Origin of the sequence: Enterococcus sp. AZ156, assembly GCF_051714165.1 — a bacterium.
Classification (GTDB): domain Bacteria; phylum Bacillota; class Bacilli; order Lactobacillales; family Enterococcaceae; genus Enterococcus_B; species Enterococcus_B pernyi.
Window position 1 is genome coordinate 614,318 of record NZ_JBIORI010000001.1, and the last position, 24,302, is coordinate 638,619.

Sequence of the window (24,302 nt, forward strand, 5' to 3'; positions counted from 1 at the left end):
AAGCGCTTTCGATGTAAGCTTAGTAGGCGATAGATATGACTGATTTAGCTGGAGGAATCACTATTCCAGACGCACCAACGATTACTGATGAACACAAGAAGCTGGTAGAAGAAGCACGCAAAACGTTAGATGACAGTAGTGAGGCTATACCATTTGCGCTATTAGGAACACAAGTAGTTGCTGGGACAAACTATTGGATCTTGTGCAAAGTCAACATGTTTGGCCCCACACAGAGCAAAAAATTAGTGACTTACAAAATCAACAAAAATCCACAAGATGAAGTGACGCTTTTGGAAGCGGAAACATTCGAGTTTTTGATTGACCCAACTTTTTAAAATACTTCCCCACTTTCCCATACGGTCGATAAGAGAAGATGTTCATTCTACTATCAACTATATGGGATTTTTATTATCTCAAGAACTGTCTTTACTGTGATAGAAAAACCATCTTTCCATCATTTACAGAATCAATCCGCTATATCCGTTGAAAGATCAGCAACGACTTCATAATAATGATCGCCCCAATCGCAGATATGTTGGACGATCGTTGAGAGTTCGCGGCCGATCTCGGTCAATTGATACTCTACTTTTGGCGGGACTACGGGATAGACTTTACGTGTGAGTAAATGATCGCTTTCTAATTCTCTTAATTGGAGAATCAACATTCGCTGGTTGATGTCTGGTAACATTTTTTCAATCTCACTTAATCGTAAAATCGGTTGTTGTAAAAAACATCAAATCAAGACGATCTTGTATTTTCCACTCAGGACGTGCATGGCTAAATCTTTCGTATTGGTAAACTCTTTTTCATGGTATTGATACATAAAGAACCTCACTTTGATTTATTTATTCGACAGCAATAGTTGCTATTATACAAATCTCACCAATGGAAGTAAAGAAATTGAGGATACTGACAAGTTTGTCAGTTTTGTTTCTCAACACAGCCTATGATACGATGAAGTGGAAAGATTGCGGATTCGCTCGCTAACTAAGAACCAGACGAGCGGAATAAGAAAGAAGGAAGAAAAATGAAAAGTAGAGCTGCCGTAGCATTTGAACCAGGAAAACCGTTAGAAATCGTTGAAATCGATGTTGCTGATCCGAAACCGACGGAAGTCATGGTAAAAATTTTGTACACTTCTGTCTGTCATACAGATGCGTTTACCTTATCAGGGGAAGATCCAGAAGGAGTTTTTCCTGCGGTCTTAGGTCATGAAGGCGCCGGTATCGTTGTCAAAGTTGGTGATGACGTGTCATCTGTTGAAGTGGGGGACCATGTGATTCCGTTGTATACCCCAGAATGTGGGAAGTGTGAGTTTTGCTTGTCAGGAAAAACCAATCTATGCTCTGCTGTCCGTGAAACGCAGGGAAAAGGTCTAATGCCAGATGGTACGACACGTTTTTCTTACAAAGGCGAGCCGATTTATCACTATATGGGTACGAGTACGTTTAGTGAGTATACTGTCGTCAATGAAATCAATTTGGTGAAAATCACAGAGGATGCTCCTCTAGATACCGTTCCACTATTAGGGTGTGGCGTAACGACAGGGTTAGGTGCTGTTGAAAACACGGCAAAAGTTGAAGAAGGTGCTGTCACAGCTGTTTTTGGACTAGGAGCGATTGGTTTAGCAGTAATCCAAGGCTTGAAAAAAGCTAATGCTAAACGAATCATTGCAATCGATATGAACCCTGAAAAATGGCCGTTAGCTAAAAAAATGGGCGCAACGGATTTTGTTGATCCTAAAACACACGATCGTCCAATCCAAGAAGTCATCGTAGAAATGACCCAAGGTGGCGTAAATTATAGTTTTGAGTGTATTGGTAATGTGGAAGTGATGCGTTCCGCGCTTGAAGCATGTCACAAAGGCTGGGGCGAAAGCATCATTATCGGTGTAGCCGGAGCTGGAAAAGAAATCCACACGCGTCCGTTCCAACTAGTGACTGGTCGTGTCTGGCGTGGTTCGGCTTTTGGCGGTGTCAAAGGGCGAAGCCAATTGCCAGGTATGGTGGAAGATTACTTGAACGGTGGAATTGATTTAGATTCATTCATCACCCATCGTTTAGATTTTACACAAATCAATGAATCACTTGAGCTGTTGCATCGTGGAGAATCCATTCGTACCATGCTCACTTATGGAGGTGATACTGATGGAACTACAGAAAATTGAAACACATCGGTCGTTTGGCGGGCAACAAATCAAATATCGTCACCTGTCAGAAACGCTACATTGTGAGATGACATTCAGCGTGTATCTACCAGAAACCACTGTTGAAAATCAAGAAATCCCACTCATATGGTGGTTAGCTGGTTTAACAAGTACAGATGATAATTTTAGTATCAAAGGTGGATTCCAACGCTATGCAGCAGAACAGCAAATCGCCTTCGTCATGCCGGACACATCGCCTCGGGGAGATGTTGCTGACAGTGAAGATTGGGATCTCGGTCAAGGGGCTGGCTTTTACTTGAATGCAACACAAGAACCTTGGAAGAAAGACTTCCAAATGTACGACTACCTTACGAAAGAGCTGACTGAGATCATCTACTCCTTGATCCCAAATCTTTCTGGAAAAGAAAGTATCATGGGTCATTCCATGGGTGGGCATGGTTCGTTAGTGATCGGTCTGAAAAATCCAGCACGCTTTGCTTCGATCTCTGCTTTTGCACCAATTTCGAACCCCTCAAACGTACCATGGGGACAAAAAGCATTCACCGCTTATCTAGGTGCTGACCAAGCGACATGGAGTGAATGGGATGCCACTGAGCTGATCAAAAAAGAAACAACCAGTCAACCGCCTATCCTGATCACACAAGGGACGGCTGATCCATTCTACGAAGTCCAGCTCAATGAAGAAGCTTTTTTATCAGCAGCAGAATCAGTGAAACACGAAGTTTTCTACCGAAAAGAAGAAGGCTATGATCATAGCTACTTCACCATTGCTACATTTGTAGAACAACATATTGCTTTTCATGCGAGCTATTTGAAACAGTGAAAAGACCATTGTAAGAGATGGAATGTGAGTCAGACAAACGAGCAACTAACTGGAAAATCAGAAGAAGACAGAACGATGCAACTATAAGCAATAAGCAGTGAAACCTGAAATTTTTTTTTGAGAGATACCTCTTTAGTTTGACTAGATCGTGCACAGAGCCACGAAAGCCAATTAGTGAAAGGAGTTCTGCCGGATACTAGTTTCAATTGTTTATAGCGGTGTAATTCTGTGAGTCAAAATTAAAAAATAAAATTAACAGGTTTACTTTTTAGAATAGATGTGTTAACTTAATTAAAGTTTCGGAGGATCCAAAGGGATTAGATAAGAATATTCTTATCTAATCCCTTTTTGTGTTCTTGCATTAAAAAATATTAGGAGGCGCATATGAAAAATCTATTCAAATATTTAACGATTACTTTGGGGCTGTGGATACTATCAATTAGTATCAATATGTTTTTTGGCCCACATTATATTGCTGCTGGAGGAACGAGTGGTCTAGGAATATTACTTGAATACCTTGTTCAAGTAAATCGTTCACTCGTCGTGCTAGCATTAAATTCAGTTATGTTGCTATTAGCAATCATTTATTTAGGTAAACAAGTATTTATGAAAGTTTTATATGGCAGCTTAGTTCTACCGTTATTGTTAACTTATGTACCTAAAATAATGTTTACTGAAAATAAAATTTTATCGATCGTTTTGGGGAGTCTAATTTTTTCTGTAGGTATGTCCATTGTTTATTCACAAAATTCTTCTAGTGGAGGAACGTCCATTCCACCGATAATTTTAAAAAAATATTTCAATATAAAACTCTCTACAGGCTTGTTTTTCATAGATGGTATAGTCATACTGCTAAATTGGAGTATTTTTGGTTTTGATCAATTTTTACTTGCCTTGACTTCAAATATTCTAGTTTTTCTAACGATGAACCTATTCTCTAAGATATCCTATAAATCTATTGAGAATAGACAAACTTCTTAGAGGTGGATAATTTAGTTATTCTTGGAGTTTAGGAGATACTGTAACGCTCTTTGACAATTTCTAGTGGCTCACCGAAGCGTTCAGCGATTTCCGGAAGGCTCAATCCTTGCGCATATAGACGATTGAAGACACCTTGAATGCTTTATGAAACTTCAACGATATGTTTATCGTAGTCGTAAAAACGAAACACTTTTTGTCCCCAGTCATAGGTCAATGTATCGTGGATCACTTCGATTTCTGAATCAGAAGTTGTAAGTAAAAAGCCTTTCCACTTGATTTTATTCATGATTTCATCTCCCTGAACTTGATCGAGCAACTATAGCATGAGAATTTTAGACTGTATTGTAAATACACGACATCTCACTTTGCTCACGACGTATCATCTAATCCAAAGGTTGTGCTTTGAACTCTTTACAAAGCTGGACAAATTCGAGTGGTGTAAAGCCGATATGTTTTTTTTAATCTTTGATCAAGTGAGACTGATCGTAGTAATGCAACGCAATTAACTTTTTTTCACTAGCGTGAGGATCGGTTAGTATTTTCAAGCAGTACTGAAAACGCAATGTAAGCAACATCAGTTGCGGTGAAATGCCATAATACTTCTTAAATAACTGTTGGCATTGCCGTGTGCCTACAACTAAATCCTGACACAAATCTTGAATTGTAGAAGCAGGGATTTGGCTAAATCGATCAATCAATTTGATAAACTGGTTTGGTGTATGTCCTTCAATCAATTGATGGAGGTAATCAATAAAATATTCTTTTTGTTGAGAATAGGATAGGGAGAAGAAATAGTCGAGGTTGAAAGGTATCTTAAACTCACTAATTGCTATAGAAATCATACTCTGTTTTACTGATACCTGAAAATTCGATGATTGCTTTTTGAAATCAATGAAAAGATCGATACACCCATCTGGAATGATCAAATCATTCACTTCGTAGGAATCCTGAGTCAAGGATTGGTGTTCCCATAGACAAATCACAAAGTCTTGTAATGAGGGAATGACAATTGCTGGATACTTGAAATATTTCTGATAGATTGGGTTGACGATATAGGGTACTTGAATTGGAGAATACATGGATCACCTACTTGTTTATGGTTCTGTTCCTTTCTATCAATTATAGCATGTTGATGAGATGTATCTGTCTATATCACTAAAGTAAGTACGCAATTGGGATTGTCGGTGATAGTGTCAGCGTATCTAGGCGAAATGAAAAAAGGCGTTGGATTGCTATTTGTCGCTAAATAGGATGCTGGTGTGAAAAAATCAAAGAGATAAGCAGAGATCTGTTAATTGGTAGAGGGGTAAATGAGTGGATTGGCTAAGGGAAAAAATATGTATGCTCAAGCTAGACAGTAAAAACCTAGGATAGATATCACAGTGATCGCTGGTTCTTATCCTAGGTTTTTGACTATTCTGACTGGTTATAAGGTTACGCATTTACCGTTCTGATTTCTCATCTTCTATTCCATAGGTAAGTGATTGTTAAAGTGAATAAAATAGTCGTTGTTAATGTTAACAGTATTGGTGAAAGAGAAAACTCTCCACGTTGATCCCAATAAATTATTTAATTGGATATGAACAAAATATTCAACATGTATTTCTTCTACGTATTATCTGACGAAGGAGAAAGACATGTTTTTTTATTTATTGGATTTGTTTTGTAGGATACTAGAGCAAGGAAGACAAAAAACGATAATAGCAAATGGATTTTAAGGGAGATCAAGAACTTGAGTTTATGGATAATAAGCAAGAATACATGAACAAATTGTTATAAATAAGTTGGTTCTATGTAAGGTGTATCAACTTTTTTGGATCATACATGGTTAATAACTAATAAGATTGGTCAGTTAGCAAAAATAGTCCTTTTTATTTAAAGAATGACTTTGTTGGTAATGCTGTTTATAACAGTAGGATTCATTTGGAATCCTGAAAAAAATATAAAAATGGGTACAAATGATCATTTAGAAAGCGTTGTGTAACTATTGAATAAATCATAACTACCATAAGGTTAAGAAGCAAAATAGAACGTTAAAATCTGTCACTTTTACGTTCGTTTTTTCTTTCAAGGAGAAACAATATAGTTTATCATTCCGATTGGTTGTGTTATTTATATGTAAGTATAAAGAAAAGTGTTCATTTAAAAAATGAGGTGGAAAATTGAAAGACTTACAATTGGCATTTATCAGTAATCGAACGACGAGTCGTTTGTTTCGAATATTGAGTATGATTGAACGAAGACGATTGTTTACGATTGGAGAATTGGCCGAAAAACTGCAAGTGACAGAACGAACGATTGCCAATGATATCAAGTACATCAAAGACTATTTTGATGATTGTATCAGTTTAGATTCAGGAAATAGTGGAATCTTTTTTGAAGAAAAAAAAGCTTCGATGTATCAAGAAAAAAAGCAGAAATTACTTGAGAATGAGTGTCTATTTGAAATCATCGGGAATATTTTTTTAGGAGAATTATCAACAATCGATGAACTTGCCCATCACTATCATTTTTCAGAGAGTACCTTTCGCCGGCTATTGAATCGAACAACCACAGTATTGAAGAGCTATGGACTGCAGTGGGCATCCAACCCGTTGTCGATTGAAGGAAGAGAAGCTAATTTGCGAAAATTCTTCAAAGATTTTTATTATGAAGGAGTAGAAACGCCCTATACGCTTGTTCCTGATATTGAATTACATGAATTGGTTTTAAAAAAATTAAGCAATAAATTGGGCCAAGATGAGGTTGGATCTGGAACTACGCCAGCAGCATTTTATTATACTTTTTATATCGCAATCAAACGTGCAGGACTGGGTTTTTCTATAGAGATTCCAAGAAAATTAGCGAAATTAGCATACAAAGCAAAGAATTTTTCTCTCCTTCATTCTTTGAAAGATGACATCAAGAAACTTTATAAGGTCGAATTATCAAAAGAAGAATTCGCTTGGATTTATTTAGTCACTGTCTGTAAACGTACCCTAGATCATGAAGAATCAGAGAAAAAGTTTTATAAAGATTTTCATGAAGGCACAGAAATTTCTCAACTCACGAATCGATATTTAAAGGAATTTGATTTCCCTAAAAATATTGATCAAAAAATCACAACATTCTTACGCTCGTTTTTTCTATCTAGAAAAATAAATGATTTGTTATCACCTGTGTTAAATAAAGAGGCGATAGAGATAAAAAAAGCAGTCATACGCTCAGATAATGAGAATTATCAGCGGAATTTAGGTTTTTTAAAAAAAGAAAGGAAAAGCTACTCTATTTCTTCAAAATACATGGAAGATATAAGTGTGAGTTTAACGATTTATAGTAATTTGATTTTCGATTTTTATTTACCAAGTAAAACAATTTACTTTCTTCTGGAAGGGGATCATTTTGTTTGTCAACAAATTATAACTCGTGTACGTCAACAATTTGGGAGTAAACATACATTAGTTTTTTTGCCACTTTATTATCTAGCAGAAGAAGTATTGAACGCCGCACATATTGATTTAATTGTGACAAACTACAATCGCTATCTTTTAGATTACATCATTGAGACCGATTTTCTTTTGTTAAAAGCTGTTCCAGATGAACATGATTGGCAACGATTAGAAAGAAAAATAAATCCTTATCGTAAAACTTATAATTAATATTTTTCCACAGTTGCTAATAAAAATAGCGACTGTTTTTTTTCATCTATTTCAGACGTTAATGAAATAGATGATTTTATTTCATTAAAAAATCAATGTAATCTTAGTGAAGTAATAAACATGCAAATTGACTTACAGAATTTTTGAAAAAAGAGTTATCTTCGAGCCCACAAAAAATGACAGTTGATAAAAAGAATGTCTAAACTTTGTTCGCTATAAGTTTCTAATAAGAATAATACAGTAGGTCAAATACTAGGAGGAGTGGTATGAACATAAATACAATTAGCCGAATCATTGGAAAGTTATTGTTGATCATGATTTTGCTTTTACCCCAGCTCCCATTTCAACTAACCTATGCACATGATTATTCAAGCTCTTCTGATAATCATGAAGTAGCAGCAATTACGGAATATCCAGAAAAGCAAGAAGAATCGGGAAAAAAAGAAAGTGAAGAGGTAAGTAATCGTGCTACTGAATATCGTTTAGAATTAGTTGCAAGCCCTCCCGCTGGAGGCAATCCTGGACGAACTGATTCAGGATCGAGTGTGGTATGGCTTCCGGTAGGAGGAAATTTAGGGAATATGAGGGCATTCCCTAACCCAGGATACCGATTTTTACATTGGGAAGTCGTTTCAGGTCCGATATTTATATTTGATTCAAATAGCGAAGATCTTAGTGTAAACCAAAGGGAAGCTGGAAACTCTGTGATTCGTGCAGTTTTTGAACCAGTTCAAGGTGGAAATATTACTGTAAAGCATGAAGATGAGGCAGGGAATCAATTAGCTGATCCTAGCGTGCTGACTGGTTTAGTTGATCAAACTTATACAACCGCAGCGCTAAGTATTAGTGGTTGGCAATTGAGTAAGACTCCCGAAAATGCCTCTGGGACTTTTAGAGTAGAAGAACAAACGGTTGTCTATACTTACGAGCCTGAACAGAATCTATGGGGAACGGTCCCGTGGTCGTATGAAGAAGGAACTAAAACAATCACATTATATGGTGGAGAAGCTGGCGAAGTAGCAGATGCTCCGTGGAAAGTATACTCTTCTGTAAAAGAGATTATAGTTGAAGAAACGGTTGTCTTACCTGAAATATCAACTAGGTTATTTAGCGGATTGACAAATTTAGAAGTGATAGAAAATGCTGGAAATTTGGACGTTTCAAATGTAACAATGATGGAGCAAATGTTTTCATACGCAAGCTCTTTAAAATCAGTAGATGTCAGTCAATGGGATACTTCTCAAGTAACGAGTATGGGTTGGATGTTTAATCAAACATACTCGTTACAGGCCTTAGATGTCAGTCAATGGGATACTTCTCAAGTAACGTCTATGCGCACTATGTTTCAAAATTCACATGAACTTAAAGAACTAGATGTCAGCAACTGGAACACTTCCAAGGTTACGAATATGAGTTTTATGTTTAATCAAACATACTCATTACAGTCCTTAGATGTTAGTCAATGGGATACTTCTCAAGTAACGAGTATGAATGGTGTGTTTCAAAATTCACGTGAACTTAAAGAACTAGACGTCAGTAACTGGAATACTTCCAAGGTTACGAGTATGAGTTGGATGTTTAATCAAACACACTCGTTACAGGTGTTAGATGTCAGTCAATGGGATACTTCTCAAGTAACGTCTATGCGCACTATGTTTCAAAATTCACGTGAACTTAAAGAACTAGACGTCAGCAACTGGGATACTTCCAAGGTCACGGATATGGGTTGGATGTTTAATCAAACACACTCGTTACAGGCCTTAGATGTTAGTCAATGGAATACTTCTCGAGTAACAAAAATGAACCATATGTTTTTTGGGACAAATAATTTGAAGAGGATTAGCCTAGGTGAAAAATCAATTTTTGATTCTTCAGTAAATTTGCCAAATAGACAACAAGATAACCTATACACGAGCAGATGGGTCTTAGAAGAAAGTTTGACTAGTGGATCTGGGGTTATAGCATTTGAGAATTCAACAGACTTTATGACTAATTATGACGGCTCCAATCCAGGTACGTATATCTGGGAGCCAGTTCCTCCTGAACAACTCATTGCCAAATTTGACCCTGTGAGTGACCAATCTGTAGCGATTCATGGTCATGCCACAGAATCAGTTGACCATTTGACGATTACCTATAAAAACACAGAAGGAAGTACAGTAGTTCTTGAAAAAGATTCTCCTCGCATCGTCTGGGGAGAGTATCAAGATACCCAGGAGAAGGTTCGCTCGTTCCAAATCAATTTGACAGAAAATGAACGGCTTGAAACGGGGTCAACGGTCGAAATCAAACTGTCCAAACCTTCAGGAGACACAACTGGTGATGTAGCAGAAGAGCAAACAGTCATCAAAGGGATTGATTATCGGAGCAATAACTTTACGTTAGATCGTTCTAAGCTCAATGAGTTAGCTACTGTCGAAGCATTACATGCGCTTATTCTTCAAGAAAGTCGTGCACAAGCAAAAAATATCTTATCTGAAGAAGACATGACCAATGATTTTCGCATCGTTGAGACCGATCTTTCGTTAGATAGCGAAGAAGACGGAAGTTACTACGCGATTCTTGAAGTCGGCAATAAAGCGTATCAGATGACGATCGGTATCGATCTGACCTCAAAAGTTGAACATTTGCGGGTAACGATTCCTGTCAAAATGATTTTTGAATCATTGTATGACGAAAAAGAATCAAACCGCCAGTTTGAGAGCCAAACCTATGAGATCCACAACCAATCTTCGGTAGCTATTGATACGTATATCAACCAAGTTGCTATTGATGATTCTGCTGGAATCGTTCTTTTAAAAAAAGGGGAAGATCCACTGGATTATGCAGAAAGTGCAGTGGAAGATCCTAGTTATGAGGATATTACGAAGCCGTTGTTGCGCTTGCATCTCCAAACGCAAGAGACTAAAAAACAGTTATACGCAACGATGTCAGAGCAACATTTGATTCGTTTATCTGAAGGAGATCGTACCCCCCTTTCCTTATCGGGAGAATTTTATGGGAATTATCCACGGTGGGTTGATAACCCTGATATTGAGCAAGGAGGCTATTACGAGCACATGCTCGTGCCTAATTATCGAATCGTGTTACGATTCGTCCCACGAACTTAAAGAAAAAAATAGTTAACAAGGAGGTGAAGCCATTGGAGGAAACGAACCAAGCACAAAATAAAAATAAGCGTAAATGGCTCTTGTGGTTTTTGCTATTTTCGTTGATTGCCGGTGGTCTTGCCTATTATTTCAATCAATCAAAAGATCAGGTTCCATTGATCAGTGCGGATCTTTTACCAGCAGTTGGTGATGCCTCTGATCAACGCTTGGCGAAACGTGCGCAAGAAGTAGCCGATGCCAATTATTTTACATTACAAATCAATCCAGAAGCCGTCTTTGAGAACGGACAGAGTGAAGGCTCGATCGAGATTGTCAATCCTGGGACGAATGTTTATCCGATCGCAGTTGATATTTCTTTACTCTCTACTGGAGAGTTGATTTATTCTTCGGGTGCCATCCATCCAAACCAATTCGTAGAGAATGTAAAATTGGAAAAACAATTAACTAAAGGAGAGTATCCTGCTAAAGCCACCGTTAATATTTATGATCCTGAAACGAAAGAAAAACAAGGGGTCACTGAGGCGGAAGTAATGATTATCGTTAAAAACTAAAAAAAAAGAAAATGAGGGAATTTAGATGAAAAAAATAGTAGCAGCACTTATAAGTACAGCAACAATCGCAGGGATTATGGCAACTGGGACAATCGCTAGAGCGGAGCAAGTGATTGACGGGCGTGAAGGAGAGACGTCAGGAGACGTTCTTGTACGGGGGATCATCGGTGAATTCGATAATACGACACCTGGACCAAATCCTGAGGATTTGGATCAATGGATCAATGTGACGATTCCAACAACCGCCTTATTTTACACAACAAAAGCCTCAAATCATACCACAATTACGTCACCTGAACACACGATTACGAATAATTCTGCTGTTGGCGTGATTGCTTCCGTTTCTGGCGTAGATACACCAACGAATATGGCTGAAGTAGACTCATTGAAAGTGAATACGATTGATTTGTTTGAAGATGGCAAGCCAACAGAAACGGTAGCTGAACTTTTCAGACTCCAAGGAAATCAAGGGACGAATGAAGGAAAATTTACTTTCACTGGTAAAGTCACGCCGGTCAATGCCTCAGCAGAGTTAAACCCAACATTTAAATTAGTTTTGAGTTTCTCTCCTAATGTAGCATAAAAAAGAATCACTTAAATCCCAAAAAGAAGGGATCAATCGTATGCAAAGAAGAATGAAGTTGTTCTATATCACGGGACTATTCTTTATTATCGCTAATGGATTGCTTACTGAGGTAGTTGGTGCAGATACGACAACGGGACAAATCACTGTCACTGGACGAATTGGAGAAGACACTAGCACAGAAAAAAGTATAACGATCAATGGATCACATGGAAACGAGGACAAGAAGCACACCCTTGTCGCTGATATTTCCGAACTAAAACAAGGGAAGCTACCAAAAACAAACGCTTTGAGCGGTCAGCGTTTCTTGTGGCTTGGCTATTTACTCGTTACCGCCTGGCTTGTTATTTCGACTAGAAAGAATCATCGCTCAGGTAACAAACGTCCGAAAAAGAATAGTTACTAAAAACAAAATAATAAAGAAGAAACAAACCAATAGGTCTCCGTCATTGAAAGGGGCTTATTGGTTTGTTCGTTTCATGGTGGATGTATATGCCGAATGAGCACAACTTCTAGTTGTAAAAACAGAAAAATTCTTGCTTTGCAGAAAAAACATTTTTGATATTCCATTTTGCTTTCAGGTATGATCGCTTTATAAAAGGAAGGCGTGTTAGATATGAAAAAAATTATGCAGCTCAATTTGGTATTTTTTTTAGGAGGAATAATAGGCTTACTCTTTGTACGTTCAACAACAAGTGAAGCGACAATGCATGATTTCCAAACAAATCTTGGAATCGGAGTGAAAGAATCGGTCAATGGGATTTTGCTGGAAGATGGTGAATCATTAGCCGATAACGTCCATCATTTTATCAGTGAAGATGGGGCGTACTATGTCGTAAACAAGGAAAATCGTAAAACAGTGGAGGTAAGAACGTGGTACCAATTTCGAAATGCTATCAATGATCAAAATGTCAGCGTTATCAATGTGTCAGCTAGCTTCAATACGACCTTTCATTCGTTGGATACGATTGATCGCCCATTGACGATCAATTTTATCAATGCTGCTCGTATAGATTTAGAAAATAATCATGCACTCAAGCTGGCAAAGCATTCTACTTTAGAAATCAAAGCGAACGCCAAGTCGCCCATATTTGTTAGTCAAAATCAATTAAAGCAACCATTTATCCAAAGTTCTTATGGGAGTACGATTAGTCTAGAAGGTGAGGTGGTCATCGGAGATGGTTCAACTGAACTGAGAGAGCAACCTTTTATTCGAACAGAAGGATTGATCGAGGTTCCGTCTGGCTCCAATGTAAGGATACATGAAGCAATCGAAGCAAATGATTTATTTGTGATCAACTATGGTCGTTTAGAATTACGCGCACATGAAATCACCCCCATAAAAATGGGGATCAATGGGACGATTAGAGTCGGTGAATTTTCTTCGTTAAAAGTGACGCATGGGGGGAGTCATTCAGTGATCAAAATGACTGGCGGGGAGATTTTTTTTGATAATCCGTACAGTATACATTTAAAACAGACTGGCTTCGGCGGGCTTGTCGCTCCATTGATCGATTCTTCTGCCGTACTCATGGAAATCAATGCCGTGAGAAACGCTTTTTGGGAGAATTATAATATGAGTTTTCGTCCCACCCATGTTTGGAATAGTCAATTACAGACACGATTGGGTGGCCCCCATGGTTCGCAAGTTCTTCGTTCAAATTCAGTTAGTTTTGAAAATCATTTTTTAGGATTTGATTCTTATCGAGAATATACTGCTGGAATGGAGATGCCATTATTTCCTGATACATTCCCGGAGTAACATGATTGAAGTAGAAATCACAACAGCTTTTGAAGAACCTTGAAAGAATCAATTAAAAAATTTCGTATAGTCACGAAAAAACACTTTTGATTCAATGTGAGTTCTTCGTTAATCTTAAATTATCAAATGAATGGAGGAAAGAAAATGAAACGAATGACTCTGATGAGTACCTTATTATTAAGTGGTATGCTCCTTGCTGGCCCAATTTCAGTAACGAATGTCGCTGCAAGTGAAATCGTACCAGAAGCACAATTATTGACAGAAGGCGAAACTGCTGGTGGTGTTTTTCTGAAAGATGGGGAAACATTATCAATGTATGGGGAAACATTTACAAATGATGAGGACGTGGAATTTTTTGTAGATGATCAAAATCGCACAACTGCATCCGTAAGAACATGGTCTGGATTTAGAAGTGCCATCAATAATTCAAATGTGTCAGTAATCAATGTCACTTCAAGTTTCAATAGCGCTTTAACTAGTCTAAACACAGTCAATCGAGCGGTGACAATCAATTTCCTCAATAATTCGACTATCAATATGAATAATAATCATTCCCTACATGTAGGGTTTGGTGGACATGTTCATTTTAACTCTAGCTCGAATCGACCAATTGTTACAAACGGAAACCAAGTCAGACAACCATTTATACAAGGTGTCTCTGGTTCAACAGTAAGTTTTTCTGGGAATACGTTGGTTGTTGGCAATGAACAAACAAGACAGAGACAACAACCATTTATCCGAACAGATGGTCTAGTGCAAATCGACTCTGGCTCCCAAGTGATCATGAATGAAGCCATCGTGGCGAATCAATTGAATGTGATCAACAACGGTAGTTTGACTGTCAATTCGAATATTTTATCACCTGTACAAATTTCAACAAATGGTCGGATGTATGTGGGGGAATTCTCAACATTTAAAGCAGATCATACTGGTGGAGAGCCAGTAGTAAAAGTCCTTGGATCTGGACATTTAACAATTGATAATCCTTACCAAATCCATTTAAGACAAACGGGTTCTGCCGCTTATTCTAGTCCATTGATCCATACGTTAGGAACAAATATCCAGATCAATGCCGTTCGAAATGCTTTCTGGGCGAATAATAATTTTGGACCAACACCGACTCATGCTTGGACAGCTCATCTACAAACACAGTTAAGTGGTGCAAATGGGAGTCAAGTGGTTTCTTCGAACATCAATAGCTTTACACAGAATTTCTTAGGGTTCAATGGTTATCGAGAGTATACTGCTGGAAGTGCTAGTCAGCTGTACCCAGATACATTTCCCTCAACTGAATCAATGAACGACTAACGTTATCACGTTTTTACTCCCTCAAAGATTATTTCCATTTGAGGGAGTTTTTTTGTCTTAAAAATCGATACATATTTGCAAATCTAAACAACAAGCATTTCATGATACAGGTGCTGATAAAATAATCGTAAGCCAAGGTTAGGAGTAATCGTAGACATAGTTAAAATCTGCTTAGCAAAGACCCATTCGAAAGGCCATTGGAGTATGGTGGATTTATCATTCGCATATGGATGAGGGAAAGCTCGTTTTGTCAGCTAAAAAATATTGATTGATGATTTTCGGATTGATTTTTTCGAGCAAGCGATTCCAATCAGAAGCAGAAGGAATAGACCGAAAAAGAATACATTCTGTTACTTCTTGGAATTCTTCTACATGTTCAGGATGATTAGTGATCAAAAAATCAATCTTGTTTTTAAGAAGATAGTTCTTGTTTACTTCACTAGCGTTTGGATAGAACACACATTGATATTCCATAAAATATTTATTCGATATGGCTTCAATGAACTGTATGACATGATTATTGCCTTCAAAAAGAAAGGCAATATTTTTTTTGTTTTTCCAGTAGCGTTCTCGAATGGTTTCAACGTAGATCACTAGGCTAGAAGCGAAATCTACTAAAAAGTCATGAGAGTATAGCGAATGATAAGCCGAGCTGTTTTCTAGAAAATATTGGTACTTACGACACTCATTCGGGAAGATTTTTTTAATAAATCGATTGATATCTTGCGTATTTCGATTAGCAGAAATGCACAAATATTCTTTCAGTTTCGCAGTTGTAAAAAAAGATTCTAAAAAGATCAGATTGACGAGCTTATTTTCATCGCTACAGTCTAATATCTCTAGAAACTCTTTTGCAAGTCGTTTGCTTTCTGGCCACTGATTGTATGTTGAACAAAATTGTTTTTCAACAATGATATCACTCATTTTTCTCTGTGTAATAATGCTACAGAATAAGAAAATCAGTTCATCTTCAGGCAAACGGATGCCGTAATATTTTTCAATTACGTCATTTATTTTTTCGGCATGTACTTGTTGCATCCGATCAGTCAGGACACAGCGTAAGTGGTTATTTACGTTCACAGTATTTCCCTGCATGAATCGCTCAACCGAGATATAAAGTAAGTAAGTGTATAAGAAAAATGAGGTATTTCGATAGAAGTCATTCTTATACAGACAACTGATTTCATTCACCGCTTGCTGAGCGGAAACAGAAGGGAAGATGGTGTGCGGAGTGATTTCAGATTCATAAAAGAACGTGCAAAAAAAATGTCGTATATCTGCTTCTTGACCAATGATATTTACGGGATCATGCGTGATATCCAAATCAAAATGAACTAACTGTGATTGGATTTTTTTGAGGTATTTCAAGAGGGTCGTTTTAGAGAGATGTAACTGATCGGACCAATCGTCAAGGGTATATAATTCAGCAAAAAAAATTTTCTCAAGAATTAAAAAAAGTGGCTCGTTCTCAAGTAAAGCAGTTTTTTTCTCTTCGTAAGTAACTAATTTTAATTGTTTGAATACATACCCCTGATGGGTAGATTCAATCGTGATCGAATCTTCAAAATAATCTCGGATCTGACAGATATCTTTACCAATTGTTCTAGAAGTGCTCTCAGTAAGTATTGCTAAGTCATTCGCGTTGCAACAAGCATTCTTTTCAAATTCATTGAGGATTTGAAGCCATCGTATCAGTGGTTTATTGGTAATGAAATTCAGTTGGAATGTTTTCAATGTACCCACCTCTCATAGATCAGTTTAGTTTAGGGTAGTTGATTCTTTGTTTTAGGTGTAGCTAATTTTAAGTAAATTATATCTATTAAGTATAATTAGTAAATAGTAATAATTTCAGAGTATGGTGAAAAACGCTAATTGCGAAAGAATGCGTGTGTTGTTTAAAGTATATAATGTACTCTTCTAAAAAACAAACTTGAGTCATAAAAATGTTATTTAGAAGAAAATAAATGTAGTTACCTAGAATAGGAGGAATGAAATAAATGTGAAAAAGAAGCCTTGGTATTTGTTATGGACCATTTTATTGTTTCTTGGGATGCTTCATCAACCAGTTCAAGTCTTTGCGGCAGAAGGCTCCTCTGTAGAAACGAATAAGAATGTAGGGTTTTACGGAGAAATCGATTATGAAGGGGACCCTAAACCACAACCACCTTCTGAAGAGCAGGCGCAACCCTCAGATAGAGACGAATATGTACAGGTAAATGGACAATTACCAAAATTAAATCAAGTGATACCAAGTTACGGGTTGCTGGGTCTACTAATTCTTTTATGGGTCATTCGAACTTGGTTAAAACGAAGAGATAAGAAAATAAACGAGCAAGTCGCACTATCAAGTAGATGTTTTACAAAAAAATAAAACAAATAGGGAGAACGAATAAATGAAAGCATTAAAACTAGTATCAATGTCAGTGTTATTAGCAAGTCTAGCAACAGGAAGTATGGTTGTTCATGCAGACAATACAGATCAGGATGGAACACTAAAAACGAATGGACAGATCCAATATCGTGAAGCGGATGAGGACAACGGTGAAACAATTGATCCAAACCCGGGACCAGAAGAAGTCATCGTACCTCCTACTCAAGATGGTGCTTTTGCAATTGCATATGTTGGTGATTATGATTTTGGTTTACGTCAAAATTCAGCATTAGATCAATCTTATCCAGCTGCCGCTTGGTGGTTTGACATCGATGAAGAATCAACTGATTTTCCTAATCCTGATATGAATAGCCCATGGGTCAATGAAGCGACAAAACAAGCTGCACGTACACAATTTGCTCAAGTACGTGACTTACGTGAAGACCTAACAGGTTGGAACCTGGCATTGAAACAAGAAGCACAATTTACGAATGGGGAAAGAAGCTTAAATGGTGCTCAAGTCAAGTTTGCGAATGGGACAGCTCAAAATACAAGTGACGAATTACCAACGATAAATTCAGGTTTCACGTTGATTCCGGAAAATAGCCGAGTGATCATGACTGCCGGAAGCAACATAGGCTATGGACTAAGTACTGCCATGTGGGGAGATAAAACCAACTTAGTGCAAGACAGTGAAGTAGATGGAGGATTGGCTAATCCTTCTGTACAATTAAGTGTACCTGGCACAACACGTACAGATGCTAATTCCAAATATACGACTAATTTATTATGGACATTGTCTGCAACACCGGCAAATATCAATTAACTAGCTAGAGATTTGAAAGGTTGATAAAAAACAACGATGCAGTCAGCATCGTTGTTTTTTAGAAAGGAGATAACTATGCCTTTATTTAACAAGTTTACAGCATCTTTTCTGGTTATGCTTTATGTAATGATCGGGTTTGTTGGTTTTTCTCAAGAGGTATTTGCCAATGGTGAACTAAATTTTAGTGTTCGCACAATTACGCCTGAAAGTCAATTTGGGGATGATAAAGGCTACTTTGATGTGGAATTGCAACCAGGAGAAACAGAAGAACTCACGTTAGTGGTGAAAAATGTTAGAAATATCCCGATCGATCTCTCGATCACAGCTCATACTGCCTACACAAATATCAATGGTGTGGTTGAATATGGCGGAGAAACTGACCAGCCCGATCCTACATTAAAAGTGGAAATGAAGGACTTACTGGATGTCGAAGATGAACCCATTCGTTTAGAAGCAGGAGAGGAAAAACGGATCGTTACAACCCTCACTATGCCTCAGGATGAGGTAGAAGGATTATTAGCCGGTGGCTTACAACTAAGCGAAGTGACACAAGAAGAAGAGGAAGAGGATTCTGAGGATAAAGGAATGCAGATCATCAATTCTTTTTCTTATGTAATTGGTGTCGTAGCGAGTAATGATCGTACACAAACGATTGTTCCAGAATTGGCGCTTTTAGATGTATTTGCGGATCAAATAAATTATAGAAACGCCTTTAGTGCGACGATTCAGAATTTCTTACCTACTTTTGTGAATGAACTAAGTGTGGAAGCCTCGATACGTAGAGAAGGATCTGATACGATTTTATATCGAGCATCAGAGGAGATGATGCAAATGGCACCTAACTCCAATTTTAATTTTCCAATCTCACTCAATGGCGAACGTTTTAGAAGCGGGACATATGTGCTGAATATGACGGCTCGCTCTGGCGAACATGAATGGACTTGGGAAGAAACTTTTGATGTGACAGCAGACGAAGCAAGACGCTTGAACCAATCAGATGTTTCCGTTAAAGATACCAACTGGTGGTTGATTGCAGCAATCGTTCTAATCGTGATCATTATTAGTGTACTCGCCTATACGACATACAAAAATAAGAAAAAAGCAAAACTAATGCAAGAAAAATACATGGATACACTTTCAGAAAATAAAACAGATGACTAGAGGAGGAGGACCAATGCGTCAAAAAGTATGTAAAATGATGACTAAAATAAGTATTTCAATCTTTGCACTATATACTTTGGGTATACCTTTCCTCGCTGTTGCGGAGACAATCGATCAAGGGAGTCAACCTATAAACACGCCGAACAGTAATAGTCAATCAACAGAATCAGCTGAAGTGAAGGATACCCAGTCACTGGCACCCGCTTTTTCTTTGGAGCAAGCGGTAATAAAGGGAACTGAAAAGACGGTAACTGCCCTTTCGTTTATAAGTACAGAAGAAGTGGATAACGTGGCAATCAAACTTCCGTCAACTGCTGAGATCATTGAAGATGAATTGTCATCAGGGATGAGTAGCAGTTATGATGAAACGTTCGACCAGTGGCTCTTATCATCAGAAACTCCGAAAAAGGAATTTACCGTACCTGTGATGTTTGCAGAAGCAGGAACCTATTCAGTAACTGTAGGAGAAGTGGCAACTGTTAAAGTAGAAATCACGAAGGCTGAGCCGAACCATTCTTCAGGAGAAGAAAAGTCAGAAAACGACGAACCAAAGGAAGAAAGAAATCGCTCGGAAGAGAAACAGGACGAAGAAATTCAAGGAGCAACGGTACCGGTTTCGACTCGTGCAGAATTTTTAAGTGCACTCGCCAATCCAGAGGTTTCTATCATCAATTTGGAACGTTCGATCGATATAGGCTCAGTTATCAGTCCAGAAAACTTGGACATTGATCGTTCACTAAAAATCAATGGGCAAATGAATACTTTAAATATCGGCACCGGACAAGTGCGTTTATTGACGACTACTGAGAGCAAAACTTTAAGAATTGAAAATACTTTTCTTAATAAAACAGATACCAATCCCTTTGTTATCGGGCAATCGTCTGGTGAAAATTGGACCCTTCAAATGGAAGATGTTTCAAGAGACAGCTCATCGATCAATTATTTTAGAGTAGCTGATATCTCAAGCGCAGTGGTACGAATAACTGGCGGTGGGTTAACCATAGATAATAGGATCAATCTACCAGGCGCGCTTTTTACGACAAAAGAATTTATCGTAGAAAATCAGGCAGTCGTGAAGCTAGGGAATACTCAAAATTCTGCGTTGGCATTTACGAGTGCGAATGCAAAACTGACCGTCGCAGATGGAGCAGAACTGTTTATTACGAACAGTGGAACAACCGCTTTGCAAAATTCCGTCTATTTTACGGGAAGCAATGCGACAGTTTCTGTGAAAAACAACGGTAACTTACAAATACAAGCGGATGGTGCAGCATCTACTTCGACAGACGCTACAAGTAGGAATGCGCTCTCGATGACAGGGAATCAATCGAGCATTGAGCTGGAAAATGGAAGGTTAAATGCGACAACTACAGGTGGACAGGCAATTATCATGACAGGGGAAAACCCAACAATCGATGTGGCATCAGGTAGTCAATGGCAAAGTCAATCGAATACAGCGCATTCCATCAACCTTACAGGTGCAAATGGCGCATTCAACATAGCTAAATCAACGGCAGTAATCCAATCGACTACAGGAAATAGTCTAGTCATGTCTGGAAACGATGCAACTTTTGAAGTAAGTGACGCAAGTAATGTAACAATCAACTCTAGTACAGGCAATCGGCTGACAATGACTGGTATAACGCCGACAATGACGATTAATGACAGTGATTTGAAGATGACTGCGACAACCGGGGCAGGTATTCGATTGTTGAATCAAGAAGCGATGTTAACTGTTGATAATAGTGCTGTTGCTATTACAAATACAGGGAACCGAACCGAGGATATCAATCAACTCGGCACCACCACATTAGGTAAAAATTCTACGTTACGTATGCAAAATGGTGCAACGCTAGACGTGCAAGGTGCGTTAGTATCTACCGCAGGTGCGAATAGTTTGATTGGACTTTACGGGGAAGAGTCAAAAGCGACTCTTTCAGAAAATGCTCAACTGAATCTGACAGTCAACAGTGGAACAGGCAATGGCATATATTTACAAGGAAAGAAAGCGGGTATTACATTTGCAGATTCTAAGGCTGACATACAGACCGTGACAGGAAGAGCAGTGGAACTATCTGGGGCTGAGCCATCTGTCCATTTAGATAGAAGTGACTTGACAACGAAATCAACAAGTACCGGTGGAGCTGTTCTTCTGACGGGTGAAACTAGTTTATTTACCCTAGATAACCAAAGTAATATGAGTGTAGAAAATGAAGGCGGAGCAATTGCTAATGTCTCTCTTCAAGGAAATCAAGCAAAAATGGTTGTTGACAACCAATCACAACTATCTGTCGCAGTTCCAAGTACTAATTCTGCTGACACCGTCATAACGAATAATAGTATCTATTTAAAAGGAAATGCTCCTACTATGGAAATTACTCGAGGAGCTAGCGTGGATGTATTGGTCCGCTCGGGTACGAAGAGAGGGATTCGCTTAGACGGTGCGAATGCTGTTTTATCACTTAATCAAGGCGGAAAGTTAACTGCGGAAACGCAAGCAGCGACAGCGATACAATTGAATGGTGATTATGTCAAACTCCTCGCAGAGAATAAAGAGACAAGTATCAATGCGAAAAGTAACTATATCGCAACAACTGTAAATGGTGTATCCACTGTGAAGTTAGGCGAAGAAGAAACAGAAAAAATTGGGCGTGAGCCAATTGTAGGAGCATCCGATTCAGCAAATATCACACTTTGGGCGAACTCATCCTCTGCATTAGTCTTGCAAGGCATCAATGGACAGTTCAATGTAAATAGCAAGGCGACATTAAAGTTAGATTCAGGTCCTTCTGGACAACTTGAAGCAAATAATGCGAATGCTACTTTAAGATTCTTACGTTCCGGTCCAAATAATACAGGAACGACGCACGGTGGCTATCAATTTAATATCAATGGTGGGGATATGACCGTGACTAAGAGAAAAGGTAACGCAGGGGGGGCGGCGCAAATGGCGCCAGCAATCCGGATGTGGGGCAGTAATAATCAAGTGACTGTTAGTAATGCGGGGCGATTGTTAGTAGTCAATGAGGGGACTGGTATTGCTCATAATGGGAATACAGGTGGTGGAAACCAAGGAATCCATTATACTGCTGGATCAAATAATGGGTTTTCTGTCAATGATCCGGGTTCAGAAGTAAGAATCTATGCGAATGATGGTCCCGCATTGGATATGAGTGATGCGACAGTAGCCGGTGGAAATACAGCCGGTGGAAATGGTGAGATCAGAGTGAGTAATTTAGGTTATTTTGAAGCTTCCGGTCGTACGGCAAGCGCAAATGCAGGTATTTTTCGTGGTCGTTCAACTACTGTGAATTTCGATAATCCGCTATTTATGGACTATCGGAATAATCGTGTAGGTGGCGGGAATATTTTTAGTAATATTGCGAGCTCCACTTTAACTGCTACTGCAAGTGATTTTGCTGTTTGGAAAGATGGTACAGACTTAGATGCCGATCCGTATCTTCACTCGAACAATATGGATTATACATTCTCTGGCACTAACTTTTCTACGCTCACTTCAATGGAACCAGCAGAACGTTTCGATTTTGAAGCATTTGGCTCAGCGGGCTTGACTTCTTATTCTCGACTCAGCTCAAACAATGCACGTTGGGCAATCGTGAATGAATTGAGAGTACCGACAAATGCGGATAAAAAAATCCACGGGTTGATCCGTATGCCAGTTGGTCTCCATGACAGCCGCCCCGCGTGGCAAGATGAAGTGAAGGTAACTGTGGAAATCGAAAGAGATGGGGCAGTGATTCAGACATACGAAACCTTGACACATGGTCACACAGCGGAAAAACCAGGTATTAGTATCTATGATGAAGAGCCACAAGGCGGCGTTTTTGAAATCGAACTTGACGAATATTTACAAGCAGGCGATCTTGTACGTATAACAGATGTTGAGGTTTTAGCAGGTGAAATGGAAGGCGATTTTCAAAATGTGTATGAAGTGGAAGATGTCACCGTATTTCCTATCATACCACCTTCACCTGCGACTTTCTCCAATCATTTAGTTCCGGCAAATGCGCGGGTTATTTCAGGTCATTCCGACGATCCTGAGGTAGAGGTTACGGCGACTCATAATGGAGAAACAATCGATCCTACACTCATTACCATAGATGATAAAGGGGATATCAGGATTGCTGTTGAGAAGTTAAATTTAGCAGTAGATGATGTCATCCAAGTCTTCTTAAGAGATCACCAAGGTTCTGCTAGTGAAGCTGGTGTCATGAATCCACCAGAGACGAATAATCACGTAGGAAACATCAATCCGAAAACGCCATTAGCATTTCGGGATGCAACGTTTGTTCCTGCTACCACATTGATTGTCGGTGGTATGGTCGATGGAGAGCTAACGATCGATCAAGCAAGTAATTGGGACTTTGGGACCCAACCGCTTACGACTAAAACACAAACGTACCATGCATTACCGAGTCAGGTAGGCGGTACGGCGCAAGGAACTTCCAGACCGAATTTTGTACAGGTGACAGATGAGCGACCGGTATCAGAAATAAGTGGCTGGAGTTTGTTCATCAAACAAGAAGAACAATTTTCTAATCAAAAAACAGGTGAATTGAAAGGTGCCCAACTTAGTTGGAAAAATGGACAAGCCATTTCAAGCACTGGAGAAATCGGCAATGAAGATAATTTAGGTATCATCCGCACGAGTGGGATCTTGATTCCTAACAATAATAGTATTCAATTGATCGATGCAAATCTATTCATAGAGAAGCAGACATGGTTTTATAATTTTGGGGATGATTCGAATAAAGAGAGCAGTATCTTTCTAAATGTGCCGAATACAGCAAATGCAAAAGCAACAAACTATACGACGCACATCAATTACTCGTTTCAAGCCACTCCTAAAAATCGAATAGAATGAACCAGTCAGTGGTGATTAAAATTGACTGGAAATGAAAAAAATAAAAAGGAATTCAATTGATCGGTACATTAAGGTCAATTGAATTCCTTTTTTAGATGTAAGATGTAGCAAGTGATGATTATAAGTATAAATTCAC

General features: G+C 38.5%; 19 protein-coding genes. 15 read left to right on the plus strand and 4 right to left on the minus strand.

Going from position 1 to position 24,302, the window contains the following annotated elements:
• Positions 1-35 precede the first annotated feature (35 nt).
• Positions 36-335, plus strand: coding sequence for a hypothetical protein (locus tag IGJ95_RS02995; RefSeq protein WP_023519146.1), 300 nt, complete (start codon positions 36-38; stop codon positions 333-335).
• A 131-nt stretch (positions 336-466) separates the two neighbouring features.
• Here IGJ95_RS02995 and IGJ95_RS03000 read toward each other — a convergent pair whose 3' ends face one another.
• Positions 467-715, minus strand: coding sequence for a winged helix-turn-helix transcriptional regulator (locus IGJ95_RS03000; RefSeq protein ID WP_231867632.1), 249 nt, complete (start codon positions 713-715; stop codon positions 467-469).
• A gap of 312 nt (positions 716-1,027) precedes the next feature.
• Here IGJ95_RS03000 and IGJ95_RS03005 point away from each other — a divergent pair, with 312 nt between their 5' ends.
• From IGJ95_RS03005 to IGJ95_RS03015, 3 genes are all read left to right on the plus strand, one after another.
• Entirely contained in the window at positions 1,028-2,167 is a 1,140-nt protein-coding gene (locus IGJ95_RS03005; protein ID WP_153830445.1) for an S-(hydroxymethyl)glutathione dehydrogenase/class III alcohol dehydrogenase, read from the plus strand.
• The gene (gene fghA / locus IGJ95_RS03010) at positions 2,148-2,990 is read left to right on the plus strand and encodes an S-formylglutathione hydrolase (protein WP_375148370.1); all 843 of its coding nucleotides are present in this window, start codon (positions 2,148-2,150) and stop codon (positions 2,988-2,990) included. Before IGJ95_RS03005 ends, fghA begins: the two co-directional genes overlap by 20 nt.
• Positions 2,991-3,374: 384 nt before the next feature.
• Positions 3,375-3,971, plus strand: coding sequence for a YitT family protein (locus tag IGJ95_RS03015; protein WP_023519150.1), 597 nt, complete (start codon positions 3,375-3,377; stop codon positions 3,969-3,971).
• Between the two features lie 142 nt (positions 3,972-4,113).
• Here the strand turns inward: IGJ95_RS03015 and IGJ95_RS03020 are convergent, their stop codons facing one another.
• A complete protein-coding gene (locus IGJ95_RS03020) occupies positions 4,114-4,257 on the minus strand; it encodes a hypothetical protein (protein ID WP_153830447.1) in 144 nt (47 codons plus the stop codon).
• A gap of 172 nt (positions 4,258-4,429) precedes the next feature.
• On the minus strand, positions 4,430-5,050 hold the full coding sequence (locus IGJ95_RS03025; RefSeq protein ID WP_023519152.1) for a hypothetical protein: 621 nt from the start codon (positions 5,048-5,050) through the stop codon (positions 4,430-4,432).
• Between the two features lie 1,083 nt (positions 5,051-6,133).
• On the opposite strand from IGJ95_RS03025, the gene IGJ95_RS03030 reads away from it, so the two are divergent.
• From IGJ95_RS03030 to IGJ95_RS03060, 7 genes are all read left to right on the plus strand, one after another.
• A complete protein-coding gene (locus tag IGJ95_RS03030) occupies positions 6,134-7,609 on the plus strand; it encodes a helix-turn-helix domain-containing protein (protein ID WP_153830448.1) in 1,476 nt (491 codons plus the stop codon).
• Positions 7,610-7,875: 266 nt separating this feature from the next.
• Complete coding sequence (locus IGJ95_RS03035; RefSeq protein ID WP_438761431.1) at positions 7,876-10,719, plus strand: BspA family leucine-rich repeat surface protein; 2,844 nt, start codon at positions 7,876-7,878, stop codon at positions 10,717-10,719.
• A 32-nt stretch (positions 10,720-10,751) separates the two neighbouring features.
• A complete protein-coding gene (locus IGJ95_RS03040; protein WP_010736247.1) occupies positions 10,752-11,270 on the plus strand; it encodes a hypothetical protein in 519 nt (172 codons plus the stop codon).
• Between the two features lie 25 nt (positions 11,271-11,295).
• A complete protein-coding gene (locus IGJ95_RS03045) occupies positions 11,296-11,853 on the plus strand; it encodes a hypothetical protein (protein ID WP_010736246.1) in 558 nt (185 codons plus the stop codon).
• Positions 11,854-11,893: 40 nt separating this feature from the next.
• Complete coding sequence (locus tag IGJ95_RS03050) at positions 11,894-12,259, plus strand: hypothetical protein (protein ID WP_010736245.1); 366 nt, start codon at positions 11,894-11,896, stop codon at positions 12,257-12,259.
• Between the two features lie 210 nt (positions 12,260-12,469).
• The gene (locus IGJ95_RS03055; protein WP_438761433.1) at positions 12,470-13,615 is read left to right on the plus strand and encodes a pectate lyase-like adhesive domain-containing protein; all 1,146 of its coding nucleotides are present in this window, start codon (positions 12,470-12,472) and stop codon (positions 13,613-13,615) included.
• Between the two features lie 144 nt (positions 13,616-13,759).
• Entirely contained in the window at positions 13,760-14,923 is a 1,164-nt protein-coding gene (locus IGJ95_RS03060; RefSeq protein WP_023519158.1) for a hypothetical protein, read from the plus strand.
• A 216-nt stretch (positions 14,924-15,139) separates the two neighbouring features.
• Here the strand turns inward: IGJ95_RS03060 and IGJ95_RS03065 are convergent, their stop codons facing one another.
• Complete coding sequence (locus IGJ95_RS03065) at positions 15,140-16,657, minus strand: helix-turn-helix domain-containing protein (protein WP_023519159.1); 1,518 nt, start codon at positions 16,655-16,657, stop codon at positions 15,140-15,142.
• Between the two features lie 265 nt (positions 16,658-16,922).
• Here IGJ95_RS03065 and IGJ95_RS03070 point away from each other — a divergent pair, with 265 nt between their 5' ends.
• From IGJ95_RS03070 to IGJ95_RS03085, 4 genes are all read left to right on the plus strand, one after another.
• Positions 16,923-17,294, plus strand: coding sequence for a hypothetical protein (locus IGJ95_RS03070; RefSeq protein WP_023519160.1), 372 nt, complete (start codon positions 16,923-16,925; stop codon positions 17,292-17,294).
• 22 nt (positions 17,295-17,316) lie between these two features.
• Positions 17,317-18,120, plus strand: coding sequence for a WxL domain-containing protein (locus tag IGJ95_RS03075; protein WP_071866713.1), 804 nt, complete (start codon positions 17,317-17,319; stop codon positions 18,118-18,120).
• A gap of 75 nt (positions 18,121-18,195) precedes the next feature.
• Positions 18,196-19,281 carry a DUF916 and DUF3324 domain-containing protein gene (locus tag IGJ95_RS03080; protein WP_153830450.1) on the plus strand — a complete coding sequence of 362 codons (1,086 nt, stop codon included), beginning with the start codon at positions 18,196-18,198 and terminating at the stop codon, positions 19,279-19,281.
• A 13-nt stretch (positions 19,282-19,294) separates the two neighbouring features.
• A complete protein-coding gene (locus tag IGJ95_RS03085) occupies positions 19,295-24,166 on the plus strand; it encodes a WxL domain-containing protein (protein WP_226076762.1) in 4,872 nt (1,623 codons plus the stop codon).
• The last annotated feature ends 136 nt before the right edge of the window (positions 24,167-24,302 follow it).